We start from the raw sequence: 19,372 nt of genomic DNA, 5'->3' as shown, positions 1-19,372 counted from the left end.
CCATGCATTTTCTCGATCAGGCCAAGATTTTCGTCCGTTCCGGCGCGGGCGGCCCAGGCGCCGTATCCTTCCGCCGTGAAAAGTTCATCGAATATGGCGGTCCCGACGGCGGCAACGGCGGCAAGGGCGGCGACATCGTCTTCGAGGCGGTGGCAGGCCTGAACACCCTGATCGACTTCCGCTACACCCAGCATTTCCGGGCCCCGCGCGGGCATGGCGGATCGGGCTCGAACCGCACCGGCGGCGGTGGCGAGGACCTGGTCATCAAGGTGCCGGTCGGCACCCAGGTCCTGTCCGAGGACAAGGAAGAGGTGCTGCTCGACTTCACCAAGGTCGGCCAGCGCGAGGTGTTCCTGCGCGGCGGCGACGGCGGGCGCGGCAACGCCACCTACAAGACCTCGACCAACCGCGCGCCGCGCCAGCACGGCACCGGCTGGCCCAGCGAAGAGGCATGGGTCTGGCTGCGCCTGAAGCTTCTCGCTGATGCGGGGCTCGTCGGCCTGCCCAATGCGGGCAAGTCGACCTTCATCAACGCGGTGACCAACGCGCAGGCCAAGGTCGGCGCCTATGCCTTCACCACCACCCGGCCGCAGCTGGGCGTGGTACGGCATCGCGAGCGCGAGTTCGTGGTCGCCGACATTCCCGGCCTGATCGAGGGCGCGGCGGACGGGGCCGGGATCGGTGACCGCTTCCTGGGGCATATCGAGCGGTGCCGCGTGCTGCTGCATCTGGTCGACGCCAATGACGCGGACGTGGCCGAGAGCTATCGTATCGTCCGCGACGAGTTGGAGGCTTATGGCGCGGGCCTGATCGACAAGCCGCATATCATCGCGCTCAACAAGATCGACACGCTCGACGACGAACTGATCGAGGCGCTGTCGGCCGAACTGGCCGAGGCGAGCGGCGCGGACGTGATCCCGCTGTCGGGCGCGGCGGGCATCGGTGTCGACTGGGTGCTCGACAAGCTGCTGGAGCAGATGGGTCCGGGGGCGGATGCGGTGCCGGAGAACGACCAGGGCGAGGATGAGATCACGTGGTCGCCGCTGGGCTGATGCGTCGGGTGGTGGGCTCGGTGAGACACCCTGCCCTCCCCCATCCCCTCCCGCTTGCGGGAGCGGAGCGATATCTGGCGAGCTATTCACGCTTTCTTCTCCCCTCCCGTAAACGGGAGGGGCCGGGGGAGGGAAAAGAGCCTCGCAGAGACCGACAATCGTGGCACTCCACTCCACAATGATCTTCCCCCCCACCACCTGCCAGCGGCTGATCGTCAAGGTCGGCTCGGCCCTCCTCGTCACGCCCGAGGGCGAAGTCCGTCGCGACTGGCTGACCGGACTCGTCGCCGACATCGCCGCACGGGTACGCGCCGGGCAGCAGATCGCGATCGTCTCGTCCGGCGCAATCGCGCTGGGCGCGCGTCGGCTGGGCCTGCCCAAGGGCGGCCGGGCGAGCCTGGAGGATGCGCAGGCCGCCGCCGCGACCGGTCAGATCGCGCTCAGCCAGGCCTGGGCGGAACTGCTGCACGCGGAAAACCTGACCGCCGCGCAGATGCTGGTGACGCTCGACGATCTGGAGGATCGCCGCCGTTATCTGAACGCGGCCGCGACACTGGGGCGGTTGCTGGGGCTGGGCGTGGTGCCGGTCATCAACGAGAATGACAGCGTCGCCACCGAGGAAATCCGCTTCGGCGACAATGACCGGCTCGCCGCGCGGGTCGGGCAGGCGGCGGGCGCGAACGGCGTGCTGCTGCTCTCCGACGTGGACGGGCTGTACGATTCGAACCCGCACACCAACCCGGATGCGCGCCATATCGAGCGGGTCGAGCGGATCGATGCGGTCAGCGGCATGGCCGATGGCGGCTCCGCCTCGGGCATGGGATCGGGCGGCATGGTGTCGAAGATCGCCGCCGCGCGCATCGCGGTCAGCGCAGGGGCGCATCTCGCCATCGCATCGGGGCGGATCGACCATCCGCTGTCGACGCCTGCGCGCCACACCATCTTCGTCGCCGAGAAGAGCGCCCCTGCCCGCAAGGCGTGGCTGGCGGGCGGGCTGACCGCGCGCGGCGCGATCATGGTCGATGCGGGCGCGGCCAGGGCGCTGGCCGAGGGCAACAGCCTGCTCGCGGCGGGCGCCACGGCCGTGCAGGGCCATTTCGCGCGCGGCGACCTCGTCACCGTCGAGGGGCCGAACGGCACCATCGCACGGGGGCTCAGCGAATATGACTCGACCGAGGCGCGCGCGCTGATCGGCACCCGCTCTGACCAGCAGGCCGAGATACTGGGTCACGCCCCGCGCGCTGCGCTGATCCATCGCAACCATCTGGCCCTGCTATGATCGTCGCGGTGACGGGAGCGACCGGCTTTGTCGGTCGCGCGGTGGTGGACCGTGCCGCCGGGTCCGGCCTGACCCTGCGCGCGCTGACCCGACGGGCGCAGCCGTCGCGCGCCGGGATCACATGGATCGCAGGGGCGCTGGACAAGCCCGACAGCCTCGCCACGCTGGTCGAGGGGGCCGACGCCGTGCTGCACATTGCGGGCGTGGTGAATGCCCCCGACCGCGAAGGCTTCGTCGCGGGTAATATCGATGGCACGCGCGCCGTGGTCGAGGCGGCGAAAGCGGCCGGGATCCAGCGCTTCGTCCATGTCTCCTCGCTGTCGGCGCGGGAGCCCGATCTGTCCGTCTATGGCTGGTCCAAGCGACAGGCCGAGGATGTGGTGACGGGGAGCGGCCTCGACTGGACCATCGTCCGGCCGAGCGGCATCTATGGTCCGCATGATACCGAGTGGCTGGATGTGTTCCGCACCGCCAGGCTCGGCCTCGCCTTCATGCCGCCGCCGGGCAAGCTGTCATTGATCGCGGTCGAGGATTTCGCGCGGCTGCTTACCACATTGGTCGCCAGCGAAGGCCCCCGCGCGGTGCTGGAGGTCGATGACGGCCAGGTCCTGACCCATGCCGAACTCGCCCAGGCGATGGGTGCGGCGGTCGGGCGACGGGTCATGACGCTGCATTTGCCCAAGGGGTTGCTGAGCCTGGGCGCCAAGATCGACCGCAAGCTGCGCGGGAATGGCGCCAAGCTGACCCCCGACCGGGTCGGCTATCTTTGCCACCCCGACTGGACCGCCGACCCCGCCCTGCGCCCCGACCCGGCGCTGTGGGAACCCGCCATACCGCTCGCCAAGGGCCTGGCGGATACGGCACGGTGGTATCGCGCCAACGGCTTGCTATAGCGAACACCATCACGCGGTCGAAAAGCCGCCGCATTTGGGTGCCACTGGGCGCCCGACTGAAAGGATCATCATGAGCGACCGCCAAGCCATTTTCGACACCGTCGCGGCCCAGATCGCGCCCTTCAACAAGAAGGGCGTCGCGCTGACCGAGGCGACGACCTTCCAGGGCGACCTGGAGTGGGACAGCCTGACCGTGATGGATTTCGTCGCCGCGATCGAGGACGAGTTCGACATCATCATCACGATGAACATGCAGGCCGAGATCGAGAATGTCGGCCAGCTGGTCGACGCGGTCGAAAAGCTGAAGCAAGCCTGATCGCCTTCAAACGGACACCGACATGACCGAAGCCGCTGCCCAGCCCCACGCCCTGCCCGCCGAAGCGCCCGAAATCGCGCCCGAGCGTGACCTGCTTTCCAAGTTCGACGGCCTGATCGCCGAGCGGCAGAAGCTGCTCGACTCGGGCGTCACCGATCCCTTTGCGATCGTGATGGAACAGGTGAAGTCGCCGACCGAGGCGGTGATCCGCGGCAAGGACACGATCCTGCTCGGCACCTATAATTATATGGGCATGACCTTCGACGCCGACGTCATCGCGGCGGGCAAGGACGCGCTGGAGAAGTTCGGCTCGGGCACGAACGGCAGCCGGATGCTCAACGGCACCTTCCACGACCATATGGACGTCGAACAGGCGCTGCGCGAATTCTACGGCACGACCGGCGCGATCGTCTTCTCGACCGGCTATATGGCGAACCTGGGCATCATCTCAACGCTGGCGGGCAAGGGGGAATATGTCATCCTCGACGCCGACAGCCATGCGTCCATCTATGACGGCTGTCAGCAGGGCAATGCCGAGATCGTTCGCTTCCGCCACAATTCGGTCGAGGATCTCGACAAGCGGCTCGGCCGCCTGCCCAAGGAACCGGCCAAGCTGGTCGTGCTGGAGGGCGTCTATTCGATGCTGGGCGACATCGCCCCGCTGAAGGAGATGGTCGCCGTCGCCAAGAAGCATGGCGCGATGGTGCTGGTCGACGAGGCGCACTCGATGGGCTTTTTCGGCCCCAACGGGCGCGGCGTGTACGAGGCGCAGGGGTTGGAAGGCCAGGTCGATTTCGTCGTTGGCACCTTCTCCAAGTCGGTCGGCACGGTCGGCGGCTTCGTCGTGTCCAATCATCCGAAGTTCGAGGCGGTTCGCCTGGCCTGCCGTCCGTACATCTTCACCGCCTCGCTGCCGCCTTCGGTGGTGGCGACCGCCGCGACCTCGATCCGCAAGCTGATGACCGCGCACGAAAAGCGCGAGCGGCTATGGTCGAATGCGCGCGCGCTGCACGGCGGGCTGAAGGCGATGGGCTTCAAGCTGGGCACCGAGAATTGCGACAGCGCGATCGTCGCCGTCATCCTGGAGGATCAGGAACAGGCGGTCATCATGTGGCAGGCGCTGCTCGACGGCGGGCTGTATGTGAACATGGCGCGTCCGCCCGCGACCCCGGCGGGCACCTATCTGCTGCGCTGCTCGATCTGCGCCGAGCATATGCCGGAACAGATCCAGACGGTGCTGGGCATGTTCCGCGCCGCCGGTCAGGCGGTCGGCGTTATCGCCTGACCCCATGGTCGGGCCGAGTGCAGTGTCGGCCCGACTTTACAATATCCGACCGTCGAGGATAGCGTCGCGCCCGTGATGGATCAGGACGAGCTTGGCGGGGTCGGCCGGTGGCGGACCTTTGCGCTGATCGCGATGGCGGTGGCGGGTGCGGTGACGCTGGCCATGCTCGTCGTCACACTCGGCCATGCCAATCGCGAGCGCGACCGCGCACTGGAACGGCAGAGCCACAGCTATGACGTGATGATCGCCGCCCGCACGCTGGCGGGCACCATCGCCCGGTCCGAGGCGTCGCTGGGCCGCTACGTCATCTCGGGCGACCGCAAGCTGGGCCAGCTCTATCAGGACGAATGGACGACGGCGGGGGTACAGCTCAACCGGCTGGACCGGATGATCGAGGACCAGCAGCAGCAACGCCTGATGGACCAGCTTCGCCAGGCTTACGGTACGCGCGGCCGTGAATTGTCGACGATCGCGCTGTCGACCACCTATCACCTCAACCGTCAGGCCTATGGTCTCTATTACCAGGCCCGCCAGGCCGAGGCGCTGCTGAAGATCAACGATCTGCTCGCCCGGCTGACCGATGGCGAGCGGGTGCTCCTGCAACAACGCTCCGAAGCCGCCGAGGAGACGATCCAGCATTCCAACCGGATCGCAGGCGGGCTGGTGGTGTTCGGCATCGTGCTGGTGCTGGGCGGCATCGCGCTGGCCTGGATCATCGTCGGCGCGGTCAGCGAGCGGGCCAAGGCCCATGCCGAAGCGCGCGCCGAACGCGCCCGGGCCGAGGAGCTGGCCAGCGCGGTCGAGGTCGCCACCGAAGAGCTGAAGGTTCAGGAAGCCAAGCTGCGTCAGGCGCAGAAGATGGACGCGCTGGGCCAGTTGACCGGCGGGATCGCGCACGACTTCAACAACATGCTGGCGGTCGTGCTGGGCGGGCTGGAACTGGCCCGCCGCACCCGGTCGCCCGACGACATGGCGCGCCATCTGGAAAGCGCGACCGAAGGCGCGCACCGCGCCGCCGCACTGACCCGCCGCCTGCTGATGTTCAGCCGCGAAGAGGCGCTGGCCCCCGAAACGCTGGTGCCGCGCCGCCTGGTCGAGGGGATGCGCGACCTGCTCGACCGGACGCTGGGCGACGGGGTGAAGGTGACGATCCAGGACTGGACGACCGGATGGACGCTGTTCGGCGATCGCACTCAGATGGAGAATGCGATCCTGAACCTGGCGGTCAACGCCCGCGACGCGATGGACGGGCGCGGCGAGCTGACCATCCGTACCGCCGAGATGAAGATGGGGCCGCATGCCCTGCCGCGCGGCGAGGCGGGCGATTATGTCGTGCTGTCGGTCGCCGATACCGGCGAGGGCATGACGCCCGAGGTCATCGAACGGGTGTTCGAACCCTTCTTCACCACCAAGCCCGCAGGCAAGGGCACCGGGCTGGGGCTCAGCCAGATTTTCGGGCTGGTCGGCCAGATGGGCGGCGACGTGACCATCCAGAGCGCACCGGGCAAGGGCACGACGGTCAATCTCTATTTGCCCCGCCACTCGGCCCCCGCCCCCGCCTTGCCGGTCGAGGCTGCGCCGGTTGCGGCCGAAACCCAGGCCGAGGCGAACGATGCGCTGCGCGTCCTGCTGGTCGAGGACGATCCCCGCGTGCTGGCCGCGACGATGAGCGCGCTTCGGGAACTGGGCCACGACCCGATCCCCTGCAACGATCCGCGCGAGGCGGAAGGACTGCTGGCGCGGCATCCGGGCATCCGATTGATCGTGTCCGACGTGCTGATGCCGCACCTGACCGGTCCCGAACTGATCGCCACGATCCGCCCGAGCCATCCCGATCTGGCGGTGCTGTTCGTCACCGGCTTTGCCGGCGATGCGCAGGCCACGGGGTTCGAGGGGCATGAGGTGTTGCGCAAGCCGTTCACGCTGGCCGGGCTGGAACGCGCGGTGGCGGCGGCGTTGAAGCGGGCGGAAGGGCCGGTCTGCGCCGCGGCTTGAGAGGTTTGGGGCAAGGGTTGGGCGTGGCCTTCGACTGCGCTCAGGCTGAACGGCCTTTTGTATCAAGACCGAAACACCACCTCCGTTCAGCCTGAGCGCGGTCGAAGGCCAAGGGAATCCCACGCCACACCAAAGACCAACTCAAGGGAAACCCCTCAAAAAACGAAGGGGGTGACGCGCCCTGCCCACCCCCGTATAGCCATGGCCGTTTTATCGCGCGAGTGATGTCCCCGGCATGAAATCTATCGATCGCTACATGGCCCGGCTGATCGCGTTGCCGCTGTTCGCGACGCTGCTCATCTCGGCGATGCTGCTGGTGCTCGATCGCATCCGCCGCCTGTTCGAATTCGTCGCGACCGAAGGCGGGCCGATCAGCGTGGTGTGGCGGATGCTCGCCAACCTGCTGCCCGAATATCTGGGGCTGGGCATTCCGATCGGGCTGATGCTGGGCATCCTGCTTGCCTTCCGTCGCCTCGCCACCTCGTCCGAGCTGGACGTGATGCGCGGCGTGGGCATGAGCTACACCCGGCTGCTCCGCGTGCCGTACATGTATGCGATCGTGCTGGCCGCGCTGAACCTGGCGATCGTCGGTTATATCCAGCCGGTCGCGCGTTATTATTACGAGGGCCTGCGCTACGAACTGCGCACCGGCGCGCTGGGGGCGTCGATCAAGGTCGGCGAGTTCACCCATCTGGGCGACCGCATGACCCTGCGCATCGAGGAAAGCCGTGAGAATGGCCGCGACCTGTCGGGCATCTTCGTCCACGCCAATACGTCGAAGGGCGACTGGATCGGCGTGACGGCGGCGCGCGGGCGCTTCCTGGCGACCGACGACCCCAACGTCATCATCTTCCGCCTGACCAACGGCACGCTGATCCACAACCGGCCCGAGTTCAAGGCGCCCCGCGTGCTGACCTTCTCCAGCCATGACCTGCCGATCGACCTGCCCAAGTTCGACAATTTCCGCCAACGCGGCGGCCGCGACCTGGAGTTCACCCTGCCCGAACTGGCCCGCCACGGTCAGGAGGCGCAGAGTGCCGAGGCGCGCGCAGGCAGCCGCTCCGAATTCCATTTCCGCGTGGTCGAGGTGGTGACGATGTTCCTGCTGCCGCTGCTCGCGGTGTCGCTGGGCATACCGCCGAAGCGATCGACCTCGGCGCTGGGCGTGTTCCTGTCGATCGTGATGCTGGTCACCTATTTCAAGGTGAACCAATATGCCGCCGATATCGGCGCGCTGGGGCGGGTGAACCCGATCCTGGCGCTATGGGGGCCATTCGCGGTGTTCGCGGGGCTGGTCCTGTCGATGTATTATGTTACCGCCTATGTGCCCGGCGGCCAGCCGATCGGCGCGCTGGAGCGCGGGGTGGCCAAGCTGGCCAAGGCGATCGGTCGCTGGATACCCGGCCGCCGCCGTAAAAAGGCCTATACGGCATGAGCCTGTCCAACATTTTCCCGTCAAAGACGATCGCCATCTACATGGCGAAGATGTTTCTGATCCGCACCTTCGCCATCCTGTTCGCGGTGGCGCTGGTGCTCCAGACGCTCGACGTGCTGAGCGAATCCGGTGCGGTGCTGGCCGCGCCGGGCAACGGACAGGCGCAGGTGTGGCGATACGTGTCGCTGCGCGCCCCGCAGATCATCTCGTTCCTGCTGCCCTTCTCGGTGCTGCTCGGCACGATCCTGACCTTCTTCACGATGAACCAGAATTCCGAGGTCATCGCGCTGAAGGCGGCGGGCATGTCGGCGCATCAGGTGCTCGCCCCCCTGCTGATCGCCAGCGCGGGCGTGGCGGCTTTCAGCTTCGCGTTCAACGACCGCATCGTGCCGCGCGCCAGCGCGACGTTATCGGCCTGGCAGAAGGTGCAATATGGCCCCCTGCCCATCGACAGCGGCGACCGGGCCAATGTCTGGGTGCGTGACGGCGACGACCTGATCTCGGTCGATCTGATCCAGGGCAGGGGCGCCAAGACCCAATTGGGCGGCGTGACGCTGTATGACCGCGCGGGCGGCAGCCTTCAGGCGATCGTGCGGGCTCCGCGCGGCGTGCGCTCGGGCGATGGCTGGCAGATCGGCCCGGCGACGCGCTTCGAGGTGAAGTCGGGCAAGCTCACCAACTATCCCTCACTGATCGTCGGGCGCGGCGTGTCGCCCGAGCAGCTGACGCTGGCCAGCGTCAGCGCCGACAATCTGTCCTTCGCTGCGCTGTCGAGCGCGATCACCGACCTGCAGGAAGCGGGACGGCCGACCAAGTCGCTGGAGGGGTCGCTGTGGCACAAGCTGTCGGCGCCGATGTCGGTGATGCTGATGCCGCTGCTGGGCGCGGTCGCGGCGTTCGGCATCGCGCGGTCGGGCAAGCTGTTCGTGCGTGCCGTGATCGGCATGGCGCTGGGCTTTGCCTATTTCGTGGCGGACAATTTCTCGATGGCGATGGGCGATCTGGGGGCCTATCCCCCCTTCCTCGCGGCCTGGGCGCCGATCCTGCTGTTCTTCCTGATCGGCGAAGCGGTGCTGTTCCGGACGGAGGAATGAGGGGCGTAGGCTCGCTAACCGACCTCAATCCCACCGTCCGTTCGCACCGAGCGAAGTCGAAGTGCACGGGTCAGGCATAGCGGCTTGGCGGAGTTATTCCCTTGGCCTTCGACTTCGCTCAGGCTGAACGGAGGGAGGAAAAAATCCCGAAACCCGTTCCTGCTGAACGAAGTCGAAGCGCACGCCCCGTCCCTCGCCCAGCAGGGAAAAATCACTTCCCCCGGCGGATCGAGCTCAGGCCGATCTTCGCGACCAGCCCCGGCAGGCCCTTGTAGCTCGCCTTGTGATAGGGCGATTCCGGCGTCAGCGCCGCGCTGATCCGGCGATGCGCCTCGCCTAGCGAATGATAAGGGAGCGACGGCAGCAGGTGGTGCAGCGCGTGATAGCGCAGGCCCACCGGCGCCCACAGGCCCGGCAGCAGCGCGGGCGGCGGCACATTGACCGAGTCCAGATACTGCGCGGTCACGGTCATCTGCTCGCCCTCATTCTCCCAGAGATGGGCGACGAGCGTGCGGACCTGGTTCAGCACGGCGACCGCCGAGCCGATCGCAAAGCCGATCGCAAAACCGCGCACCGGGATCACGCCGGTCGCGACCATCGCGATCAGCGCGATCGCCCAGATCGAAGCGGCGGCGTCGGTGCGGTTGAAGCGGACCAGCGCCTCCCCCTCGGGCATGCGGCGGCGGAACTGCGGGTTGATCGCCAGCGCCGAGTAACGCTCGACGACGATCTTGCGCAGGCCGGGGATGACCCAGGACAGCGGCGACAGGATCGCAAAGCGGATCAGCAGCCCCAGCGGCGCCAGCGCCGACACCAGGATGAACACCGGCAGCGTCCACGGCTTCATCAGCGCCAGTGGCAGATATTCGGGATCGTCCGCCGTGCCGTACCGCGTCTTGGCATGATGGAGGTTGTGCACCCCCTCATACATGAAGGCGGGCGTCAGCAGCGGCACGCCGACCAGCGCGTTCCAGCCTTCGCGGAAACGCGGCAGCGCCGAATGCTTCATATGGCTGACTTCGTGGATGAACAGCAAAGCGCGATACAGCGCCAGCACCGCCACGACCGAGGCCACCACGATCACGCCCGTCGACGACGCCATGACCGCGACGGCCAACGCCGCATAACCGACCAGCGCGCTGCCCGCCATATCGCCCCAGTACAGGCCGGGACGCGGCGCGATCAGGTCGCGGGTCAGCTCGGCGGCGGCGCGCAGCATCGCCTTGTCGTCCGCAATCGGGACACGCACGGAAGGGGCCGCTGCAACGGCCTGCGCACTCCGTTCAAAAGAAAGCGTCGATTCCATAGCTCTATCCTTTGCCCCCACATAGTGGCGACACGGTGGCATTCCCACGCCCTGCCATGACGGAATCCTCACTCGCTATGATCGACGCGGACGGTTAGGAACGATGGCAAAATCATTGCCGGACCGCATGCCATGACCGTTTCCATCCGCCCCATCTCGTCGAAGTCGGATCGCAAGATCTTCGTCGACTTCCCTTTTCGCCTTTACGCCGACGACCCCCACTGGGTTCCGCCGCTGAGGGGCGAGGCGCTGGGACTGATCACGCCGGAGAAGAATGGCTGGTACAGCCATGCCAAGGCGCAGCTGTTCCTGGCGGAGGAGAATGGTAAGGTCGTGGGCCGCATCTCGGCGCATCTCGACACACTGGCGCTGGAGATGGAGCCGTCCAAGGGCTTTGGGCCTGGCGTCGGCTTCTGGGGCCTGATGGATGCGGAGAACCAGGACGTGTTCCGGGCGCTGCTCGCCGCCGCCGAGGGCTGGCTGCGCGAGCAGGGCATGACCCGTGCGATCGGCCCCGTCTCGCAATCGGTCTGGGAAGAGCCAGGTCTGCTGGTCCAGGGCTTCGACCAGGACCCGACGATCATGATGGGCCATGCGCGCCCCGAATATCAGGGCTGGATCGAGGCGGCCGGTTACGGCGTCGTCAAGCAGCTCTTCACCTATGAGCTGGACATCACGCAGGAATTTCCGCCCATCGTCCAGCGCATCATCAAATCGGGCGAGAAGAATGAGCGCATTCGCGTGCGCGAGGTGAACAAGGCCAAGTTCGAGGAAGAGGCCGCGATCATCCTGAGCATCCTGAACGATGCCTGGTCGGATAACTGGGGCTTCATCCCCCTCACCCCGCCCGAGATCAAGGATGTCGGCGTCAAGCTGAAGCCGATCGTCTTCAACGACCTGATCCGCATCGCCGAGCTGGACGGCAAGCCCGTGGCGTTCATGATCACGCTCCCCGATCTGAACGAGGCGATCAAGCCGCTCAAGGGCAGCCTGCTCCCCTTCGGCTGGGCCAAGCTGCTGCTGTGGCTGCGCGCGCCCAAGGTGCGGACGATGCGCGTGCCGCTGATGGGCGTGGTCAAGGAGCTTCAGGCGTCGCGCATGGCGGGCCAGCTCGCTTTCATGATGATCGAATATATCCGCCAGGCCTCGGTCACCAAATATGGCGCGTCGCGCGGCGAGATCGGCTGGGTCCTCGACGACAATCAGGGGATGCGTTCGATCGCCGAGACCATCAAGAGCGACGTCAACAAGATCTACAACGTCTATTCGCGCGATCTGGTCTGATCGCGCCGGGTGGGGCCGTCCTTGGAAAGGCGGCCCCTTTTCCCGTGCTTCACTTGGTGCGGCCGATATAGGTCAGCGGGTCGACACCGCGCCACAGCCATTGCTTGCGCGTCATGCAGACCTTGCCGCGCATGATATGGTCTTCCTCGACATTCAGGAAACAATAGCGGGTCGGCTTGGCGGCGGCCGTCGGCGTGGTCGGCAGGGCTGCGGTTTCGACGGCGGCGGCGGCGGGCCTTACGGCTTCCTCGCGCGGCGACGGGGCGGACGACGGAGCCGACAGGGCGGCAGCGGCGGCGAGCAGGGCGAACATCATGATGGGTCTCCGCTATTCGAGGATCAGCGACGCGCGATGCGGCCGGTGGGGATCTGGCCGTCCATCGCGATCCAGTCGTCGGCGGTGCGGCAGACCTTGATCGGCAGGTGCGAGCCGGTGATCTGCGCGACGACGCAGTAGCGCGTCGCCTTGGACGGCATGACCGAGGGCTCCGCGCCGCTCGTCGCCACGGCGACGGTGTTCAGCGTGACGGCGTTCGGCGTGGTGGGCGCGGGCTCGACGGCCGGGCGGGCCGGAGCGGCGGACAGGGTCGATGCGATCAGCAGTGTCAGCAACATGGTGGTAACTCCCTTTATGCCGGATCACCCCGGCATGTGAGTTACTGCATTAGTCATGCCATACACATGAAGCACGGTATTTCAATGGCTTAGCAATTTTTGCACCGGTGTGTAATGCCAATGCGTGGCAGAAAACGCCAAGCGAATGGCAAAACGCACCATGCGTTATGGCCTGCCGAAAAATCGGGTCATCCCGTGCCGCCATGGCCGTGCGATGGGCCGCCGTCACCATTGGCGGATGGGCCCACCAACTCGGAACAGCCGAGTCGCAGCACCAAATATATTCAAATCAGCCAAGTATAGAGGATCAGGGCGCCCGCATTCAGCGGCACGCGTGCAGTTTAGATCATGTCGCTGCCACAAGGAGACAGCACCTCTACGTTATCCTCTATCCAACATGTGCGACATATTCATGCACGGATGATGACATATTCGTTGCGCTATTGCGAAAATCTCGCAAGCGAAGCCTGATTTGTCGTGAAACTGTCACCGCCTGCTGCAAACAGGGATCGCATCGTCGTTCAACGGGATGCCCCTTTCGATGGCAACGCAGATGAGTACCGCCAGCGTCACCAAGGCCTATGATCGCTGGTCGCCTGTCTATGATCTGGTCTTCGGCCCCGTCTTCAAGAAAGGCCGTTCCGCCGCCATCGTCGCCGCCGAACGCATCGGCGGTCGCATCATCGAGGTGGGGGTCGGCACCGGCATTTCGCTGCCCCAATATTCGCGGGCGAACCGCATCGTCGGCGTCGACCTGTCCGAGCCCATGCTCGACAAGGCGCGCGAACGGGTGAAGCGCGGCAACCTCTCCCATGTCGAGCAGATCGCTTATGGCGATGCCGAGGCGCTGCAATTCGCCGACAACAGCTTCGACGTGGTGGTCGCGCAATATGTCATCACCGCGGTGCCCAACCCGGAAAAGGCGCTGGACGAGTTCGCGCGCATCTGTCGTCCCGGCGGCGAGATCGTGATCGCGACGCGGGTGGGTGCAGGCGATGGCCTGCGCGGCCGGATCGAAAAGACGTTGATGCCGATCACCAGCCGCCTGGGCTTCCGCACCGATTTTCCGTTCGAGCGCTACACCAATTGGGCGGCGACGCGCGGCGATGTGGAGCTGGTCGAAAGCCGCCCCCTGCCCCCGCTCGGCCATTTCTCGCTGGTCCGCTTCGCCAAGCGTCAGCCTTCCCTCCAAGGACATGTCCAATGACGGGTTTTCGCGCGCAGCTCGCCGAACAGCGGTGGGACGATCATCGCTATTATCATCACAGTCTGGTCAATCAGAGCCTGCACTTCGTCAGCGCCTGCACCTTCCTGACCGCCTATGTCCTGCTGTTCATCGACCCGGCGGTGGCCAGCCTGCTCGCCTGGGGCGTGGCGATGACCAGCCGCCAGGCCGGGCACTTCTTCTTCGAACCCAAGGGCTATGACCATGTGAACAAGGCGACGCATGAGCATAAGGAAGAGATCAAGGTCGGCTACAATCTGGCGCGCAAATATGTGCTGATGGCCATTTGGGGCGCGATCCCGGTCGTGCTGCTGATCCAGCCGACGCTGTTCGGCACGCTGGAATATCCGGACGGCTTCATGGGCTATTTGCGCCATGTCGGCATCGGCTGGCTGGGCCTGGGCGTCAGCGCCATCTTCGTGCGGGTGATGCAGCTCTGGGCCGCGCGCGATCTGGAGACCGGCCTGGTCTGGGCGACCAAGATCGTCACCGACCCGTTCAACGACTTCAAGATGTACAAGAGCGCGCCGCGCCGCCTGATGAAGGGCGAGCGGATGGATCATCACGATGTCGATGATTTCGAGGATCTGAAGGCGGCGTGATTTCTGCTGCGATTTGACGGACGGGGCGGCGGTTCCAAGGGGACCGCCGCCCATTCTTTTTTCCAAACGGCCTGCCCCTGGCCGCTCCCCTCCCGCAGGCGGGAGGGGTTGGGGGAGGGCACGGAGTCTCACAGAGACCAACTCCCGTGGCCCTTGCCCCTCCCCAACCCCTCCCCCTGCCGGGAGAGGGGCTTTTAAGATGCGAGAGGTCAGCCCTCCCCCTGCCCCAACCTGACCGCCAGCGACTCCTTCAATATCCGCCGCCGGATCGCCTTGTTCGCCGCCTTCAACTCCTGCGGTGCATCGGGCGACGTCCACCACCAGCCATCGTCACGCATCTGTTGTCCCGCTGCAACGAAGCGGTCGCAAATATCGGCGAACAGGGTGTCGTCGATGTCGAGGCTGAAGATCAGCCGCCCGGTCCCGACCCAGCTCAACGCCAAGCCGTGCGCCCGGAGATAATATTGCAGCATCCAGTTATAGGGCGAGGCGACCAAATAGAGGATGGTCCAGATCGTCTGGACATGCGCGACCGACAGGGGCAGTCCCGCTTCCGCCATCCGTGCGTTGAACATCGCGGCCCGCGCATTCCATCGCTCGTCCAGTCCGTCATACAAGGCGGCTACCTCAGGCGTTTCCAGCCGCTGGAGAAAGGCGTTCATCGCCCCCATCACCATGGGGTGCGAATTGAAGGTCCCGCGCGCAAAGCAGATGTCGACCGGGCGATCCTCGCGCCAGCGCTTCATCAGATGCGCCGGGCCGCACAACACGCCGACCGGCAGGCCGCCGCCCAGCGTCTTGCCATAGGTGATCAGGTCGGGCTTCACCCCGAAATATTCGGGCATCCCACCCTTCGCCAGGCGGAAGCCCATGAACACCTCGTCGAAGATCAGGACGATGCCGTTCGCACGACAGGTCTCGGCCAGCTTGTGCAGCCATTCGCGATAGGCGGCCAGATCTGCCCCCGCCTTGCGCCCGCCATCGACCAACTGCCCGTCCGACGGCGCCGAACCATTGGGATGCATCGCCTGGAGCGGGTTGACCAGCACACAGGCGATGTCCTTGCGCGTCGCCAGCACCTTCAGCGTCCGATCGGACATGTCGGCCAGCGTCAGCGTCCGGTCGGCGGGTACGGGATTGCCGATGCCGGGCTGAACATCGCCCCACCAGCCATGATAGGCGCCCGCGAAGCGCACCAGACGCGGACGTCTGGTGTGGTAACGCGCGAGCCGCACCGCCTGCATCACCGCCTCGGTGCCCGACATGTGGAACGACACCTCGTCCATGCCCGTCAGGGTCGTCAGGCGGCGGACATTGTCGGCGACGACCGGGTGGAAGGACCCCAGCACCCCGCCCAGATCGGCCACCATCGCCGCCCCCTCGGCCATGGTCCGTTTGTAGAAGTCGTTGCCGAACAGGTTGACGCCGTAGGAGCCGGTCAGGTCGATCAGCCGGTTGCCGTCCAGATCGACCAGCATCGGCCCTTCCGATCGCTGATAGAAGGCGCCCGTGGCCAGCGTCGTGCGCACCTTCTCGCGGAACTGGAACGGCACGCGATACGCGCCGGTGAATTGCAGGTCGGAGAGGCCGCCGCGCGCCTCGCGGGTCAGCGCCAGCGTCTGTGTGTATCGCTCGGCGAAGACCGCGCCCAACCGCTCGAAGCCCGCGCGCCGCTGGTCGGCAATCGCGTCCGGCGCATCGTCGACGCGGAAGAAGCGGTCCTCGCCATAGCTGTAGAACGGGATCTGCCCGGCAATCCGCTTGGCCATGCGAACATGCCCGCCCAGCCCCGGATGCTTGGCGCGCGACAGGGTCAGCCGCCGATGCCCCTTCGTCAGGGCAACGGCACCGGCGGAAGCGGCCAGCAGGCCAGTGAGAATCGGGTTCATGCGGCCTTTGACCGCGTACCCATGACGGAGGCATGACAATGCGCGGACCCATCATGCGGTTCTTCCTGAACGAGGACATCAATTTCCTCGTCACCAACCGCCTGCCGCGTCGATTCGCGACGAAACTGGTCGGGTGGCTTGCCCGGATCGAGCATCCGCTGATCGCCAGGCCCAGCCTGGCGCTTTGGAAATTCTTCGCAGGCGTCGACCTGTCGGATGCGCGCACGACCCGGTTCCGATCGCTGCGCGACGGTTTCGTCCGTCCCTTGCGCGACGGCGCGCGCGTCTTCGACAGCGACCCCGATACCATCGCCTCCCCCTGCGACGCACTGGTCGGCGCACATGGCCGGATCGAGGGCGACCGGCTCTATCAGGTAAAGGGCTTCCCCTATACGCTGGGCGACCTGATCCCCGATCCCGGACTGGTCGAGCGTTTCCGCGACGGGTCGTTCCTGACCCTGCGGCTGACGGCGGGCATGTATCATCGTTTCCATGCGCCGACGGATATCGTGGTGGAGGGCGTGACCTATCTGTCGGGCGACTGCTGGAACGTGAATCCCATCGCGTTGAAACGGGTCGAGCGCCTGTTCTGCCGCAACGAACGCGCGGTGATCGAGGCGCGGATGTTGATCTCGGGCCAGCCGCTGCTGATCGTGCCGGTCGCGGCGATCCTGGTGGCGAGCATCCGCCTCCACTGCCTGGATACCGTTGCGACACTCCGCGACCACGGCCCCGGCCGCACCGCCTGTTCCGCCCGCATTGGCAAGGGAGAGGAAATGGGCTGGTTCGAGCATGGCTCGACCATCATCCTGTTCCTGCCCAAGGGCATGACACTGGCGGGATCGCTGGTCGAGGGACAAGCGATCCGCGCCGGGACGATCGTCGGGCAATTGTAACGAACAGGCTTTGCCGCCTCCCCCTTTAGGGGGATCAGAATTCCGACCAGTCGCCGTCGTCGACCACGACCGCGGCGGCGGCACTCGATGCGCGGGCGACGCGCGGAGCGGCGGCGATGCGGGGCGTCGCCTGCGCCACCCGGGCCTGAAGCTGGTGGACCGGCGAGTGATGGACCACCGGCGCGGGGGCCCGCGCGACCATGCCGCCGTCGATCAGGCGGAAGCGGCCGACCTCGCGGGTCATGTGGCCGGTTTCCTCGGACAGGCTGCGCGCGGCGGCGGTGGCCTGTTCGACCATCGCGGCATTCTGCTGGGTCACGCCGTCCATCTCGGCGACGGCGGTGTTCACCTGCTGCAGGCCGGTCGCCTGCTGCGCCGCGGCCGAGGCGATGTCGGAGACAAGCGCGTTGATCTCGCCGATCCGCCCGGTGATGCGGGTCAGCGCATTGCCCGCCTGCGCGACCAGTTGCACCCCGGTATCGACCTGCTGGGTCGAAGCGGTGATCCGCTCCTTCACGTCCTTGGCCGCGTCGGCCGAACGCTGCGCCAGCGCCCGCACCTCGGAGGCGACGACCGCGAAGCCCTTGCCCGCGTCACCGGCGCGCGCCGCTTCGACACCGGCGTTCAGCGCCAGCAAATTGGTCTGGAAGGCGATGCCGTCGATCACCGCGATGATCTCGCTGATCTCATGCGACGAGCGTTCGATGCCATGCATCGCCTCGACGGCCTTGCGCACCACATCGGTCGACTGGTCGGCATCGGTGCGGGTTTCGGTGACCGCCTGATTGGCGCGCTTGGCGTTTTCCGCCGTCTCGCGCACCGTCTCGGTGATCTCGTGCATCGCGGCGGCGGTTTCCTCCAGGCTGGCCGCCTGCTGCTCGGTGCGGTGCGACAGGTCGTCCGACGCCTCGCGGATGTCGGCGGCGCCGTTGGTGATCCCCTGCGCGCTGGCGTTCACGGCGGTCAGCGTGGCGGACACCGAGTCCATCGCGTTGTTGAAATCCTGCTTCAGCTTTGCGAACGGCCCGGTCAGGTCCGCCTCGATCCGCTTGGTCAGGTCGCCCTGCGCCAGCGCGTCGAGGCCGCTGCCGATGCTGCTGACGATCAGGCTGGTCTGTTCGGCCTTGGCGCGCTCCGCCCCGACAAGCTGGTCACGGAACGAGACCATCGCGTCGGCCAACTGGCCCACCTCGTCGCGACGCGGTTCGACCTCCAGTCTGGTGTTCAGATCCCCCGCCGCCAGCCGCCGCATCGCGGCGGTCATCGCCGCCAGCGGATTGGCGATACCGCGGATCAGGGTCATCAGCAGATAGGCCGTCAGGGCGAGCACCAGCACCGAAATGGCGATCGAGGCATTGCGCGACCAGATATAGTCCTGATTCGCCTCGTTCATTTCCTTGTCCATCAAAGCGACCTGAATGTCGGTCATGATGGAGGCGTCCTTGTTCGCCGTATCGTACATACGCTTGCTGGCCCGAAAACTGGCCAGCGCCTCCGTATTCAGATTCTGGCGGCCGAGATCGATCGTCTTGCGCGACTGCTGCTCGAACTGACCCCAATGGTCTCGAAAGCTGCGGAATTGTTCGATCGCCTTGGGCGATGACAAAGCCCGGTCCAGAAAGGCTTCGCTCTTGGCGATCATCTGCGACCGTTCCTGAAGGTCGCGATAGGCGGCGTCGATCTGATCGGGTTCGGTCGAAAGAACGACCGTCGCCTCGGAGACGCGGTAGTCGGACGTCGCGGTGTTGATCTGCGAAATGGCGACCAGCTTGTCGCGGCGAACGCGCCCCAGATTCTCGGCCACGCTGTTCAGATGCTGCTGGCTCATGATGGACAGCACCATCGTGACGACCAGGGCGGTGGCAAGGATGCCGAACGCCACGAACAATTTGCCGCTGATCTTGAGGTTTTTCATCATGCACCACCCGGAATATGAGGCGGTTATCGCATCGACCTCTTAAGATCGCGTTTCATGGCATGATTGTCGATTGACTTGCCGGAAAGCCGTTTCGCAATCGTTATGATTGCCGATTTATAACGGACGCGGCCGACATCTTGCATGGTGACCCCGACTGGATTCGAACCAGTGGCCCTCAGATTAGGAATCTGATGCTCTATCCTGCTGAGCTACGGGGCCCCATGCAGGCCGGGTGATACAGGCGGGGCGCGGCGTGGTCCAGAGCGGTTTGACGGGCGCGATGGCCGG

The 19,372-nt window shown here is 66.0% G+C and carries 17 protein-coding genes and 1 tRNA gene; 12 read left to right on the top strand and 6 right to left on the bottom strand.

Features of this window, described 5'->3' with window-relative positions; translation table 11 throughout:
- Positions 1-2 precede the first annotated feature (2 nt).
- From obgE to lptG, 8 genes are all read left to right on the top strand, one after another.
- A complete protein-coding gene (obgE, locus tag GGQ89_RS02820; RefSeq protein ID WP_076715092.1) occupies positions 3-1,052 on the top strand; it encodes a GTPase ObgE in 1,050 nt (349 codons plus the stop codon).
- A gap of 178 nt (positions 1,053-1,230) precedes the next feature.
- Positions 1,231-2,331 carry a glutamate 5-kinase gene (gene proB / locus GGQ89_RS02815; protein WP_184103862.1) on the top strand — a complete coding sequence of 367 codons (1,101 nt, stop codon included), beginning with the start codon at positions 1,231-1,233 and terminating at the stop codon, positions 2,329-2,331.
- The gene (locus GGQ89_RS02810) at positions 2,328-3,224 is read left to right on the top strand and encodes an SDR family oxidoreductase (protein ID WP_184103860.1); all 897 of its coding nucleotides are present in this window, start codon (positions 2,328-2,330) and stop codon (positions 3,222-3,224) included. The genes proB and GGQ89_RS02810 overlap by 4 nt, the downstream gene beginning before the upstream one ends.
- Before the next feature lie 70 nt (positions 3,225-3,294).
- The gene (locus GGQ89_RS02805; protein WP_058718202.1) at positions 3,295-3,540 is read left to right on the top strand and encodes an acyl carrier protein; all 246 of its coding nucleotides are present in this window, start codon (positions 3,295-3,297) and stop codon (positions 3,538-3,540) included.
- A 22-nt stretch (positions 3,541-3,562) separates the two neighbouring features.
- The gene (gene spt, locus GGQ89_RS02800; RefSeq protein WP_056430241.1) at positions 3,563-4,825 is read left to right on the top strand and encodes a serine palmitoyltransferase; all 1,263 of its coding nucleotides are present in this window, start codon (positions 3,563-3,565) and stop codon (positions 4,823-4,825) included.
- Between the two features lie 75 nt (positions 4,826-4,900).
- Positions 4,901-6,820, top strand: coding sequence for an ATP-binding protein (locus tag GGQ89_RS02795; protein ID WP_184104053.1), 1,920 nt, complete (start codon positions 4,901-4,903; stop codon positions 6,818-6,820).
- A gap of 235 nt (positions 6,821-7,055) precedes the next feature.
- The gene (gene lptF / locus GGQ89_RS02790) at positions 7,056-8,255 is read left to right on the top strand and encodes an LPS export ABC transporter permease LptF (RefSeq protein ID WP_184103858.1); all 1,200 of its coding nucleotides are present in this window, start codon (positions 7,056-7,058) and stop codon (positions 8,253-8,255) included.
- Positions 8,252-9,349 carry an LPS export ABC transporter permease LptG gene (gene lptG, locus GGQ89_RS02785; RefSeq protein WP_184103856.1) on the top strand — a complete coding sequence of 366 codons (1,098 nt, stop codon included), beginning with the start codon at positions 8,252-8,254 and terminating at the stop codon, positions 9,347-9,349. The genes lptF and lptG overlap by 4 nt, the downstream gene beginning before the upstream one ends.
- 211 nt (positions 9,350-9,560) lie before the next feature.
- Here lptG and GGQ89_RS02780 read toward each other — a convergent pair whose 3' ends face one another.
- Complete coding sequence (locus GGQ89_RS02780; protein WP_184103854.1) at positions 9,561-10,655, bottom strand: fatty acid desaturase family protein; 1,095 nt, start codon at positions 10,653-10,655, stop codon at positions 9,561-9,563.
- A 132-nt stretch (positions 10,656-10,787) separates the two neighbouring features.
- Here GGQ89_RS02780 and GGQ89_RS02775 point away from each other — a divergent pair, with 132 nt between their 5' ends.
- A complete protein-coding gene (locus GGQ89_RS02775; protein WP_184103852.1) occupies positions 10,788-11,939 on the top strand; it encodes an N-acetyltransferase in 1,152 nt (383 codons plus the stop codon).
- A 49-nt stretch (positions 11,940-11,988) separates the two neighbouring features.
- Here GGQ89_RS02775 and GGQ89_RS02770 read toward each other — a convergent pair whose 3' ends face one another.
- Positions 11,989-12,255 (bottom strand): hypothetical protein, encoded by a 267-nt coding sequence (locus GGQ89_RS02770; RefSeq protein ID WP_184103850.1) that lies wholly within the window; start codon positions 12,253-12,255, stop codon positions 11,989-11,991.
- Between the two features lie 23 nt (positions 12,256-12,278).
- The gene (locus tag GGQ89_RS02765; protein WP_184103847.1) at positions 12,279-12,554 is read right to left on the bottom strand and encodes a hypothetical protein; all 276 of its coding nucleotides are present in this window, start codon (positions 12,552-12,554) and stop codon (positions 12,279-12,281) included.
- Between the two features lie 553 nt (positions 12,555-13,107).
- Here GGQ89_RS02765 and GGQ89_RS02760 point away from each other — a divergent pair.
- Together GGQ89_RS02760 and GGQ89_RS02755 are read left to right on the top strand one after the other, a co-directional pair.
- Entirely contained in the window at positions 13,108-13,761 is a 654-nt protein-coding gene (locus GGQ89_RS02760) for a class I SAM-dependent methyltransferase (RefSeq protein ID WP_236696876.1), read from the top strand.
- Positions 13,758-14,381 carry a hypothetical protein gene (locus tag GGQ89_RS02755; RefSeq protein ID WP_184103845.1) on the top strand — a complete coding sequence of 208 codons (624 nt, stop codon included), beginning with the start codon at positions 13,758-13,760 and terminating at the stop codon, positions 14,379-14,381. The genes GGQ89_RS02760 and GGQ89_RS02755 overlap by 4 nt, the downstream gene beginning before the upstream one ends.
- 209 nt (positions 14,382-14,590) lie before the next feature.
- Here GGQ89_RS02755 and GGQ89_RS02750 read toward each other — a convergent pair whose 3' ends face one another.
- Positions 14,591-16,270: an aminotransferase class III-fold pyridoxal phosphate-dependent enzyme gene (locus GGQ89_RS02750; RefSeq protein WP_184103843.1), complete on the bottom strand. Its 1,680-nt coding sequence runs from the start codon at positions 16,268-16,270 to the stop codon at positions 14,591-14,593.
- Between the two features lie 38 nt (positions 16,271-16,308).
- Between GGQ89_RS02750 and asd the strand changes: the two genes are divergently transcribed.
- Entirely contained in the window at positions 16,309-17,166 is an 858-nt protein-coding gene (gene asd / locus GGQ89_RS02745) for an archaetidylserine decarboxylase (RefSeq protein ID WP_240456576.1), read from the top strand.
- A gap of 34 nt (positions 17,167-17,200) precedes the next feature.
- Here asd and GGQ89_RS02740 read toward each other — a convergent pair whose 3' ends face one another.
- Entirely contained in the window at positions 17,201-19,084 is a 1,884-nt protein-coding gene (locus GGQ89_RS02740) for a methyl-accepting chemotaxis protein (RefSeq protein WP_338112396.1), read from the bottom strand.
- A gap of 142 nt (positions 19,085-19,226) precedes the next feature.
- Positions 19,227-19,303, bottom strand: a tRNA-Arg gene (locus tag GGQ89_RS02735).
- Positions 19,304-19,372 lie beyond the last annotated feature (69 nt).

Source organism: Sphingomonas yabuuchiae (assembly GCF_014199595.1).
GTDB lineage: Bacteria > Pseudomonadota > Alphaproteobacteria > Sphingomonadales > Sphingomonadaceae > Sphingomonas > Sphingomonas yabuuchiae.
Note: the sequence above shows the minus strand (reverse complement) of the source record. Positions and strands in the feature narration are given on the sequence as shown.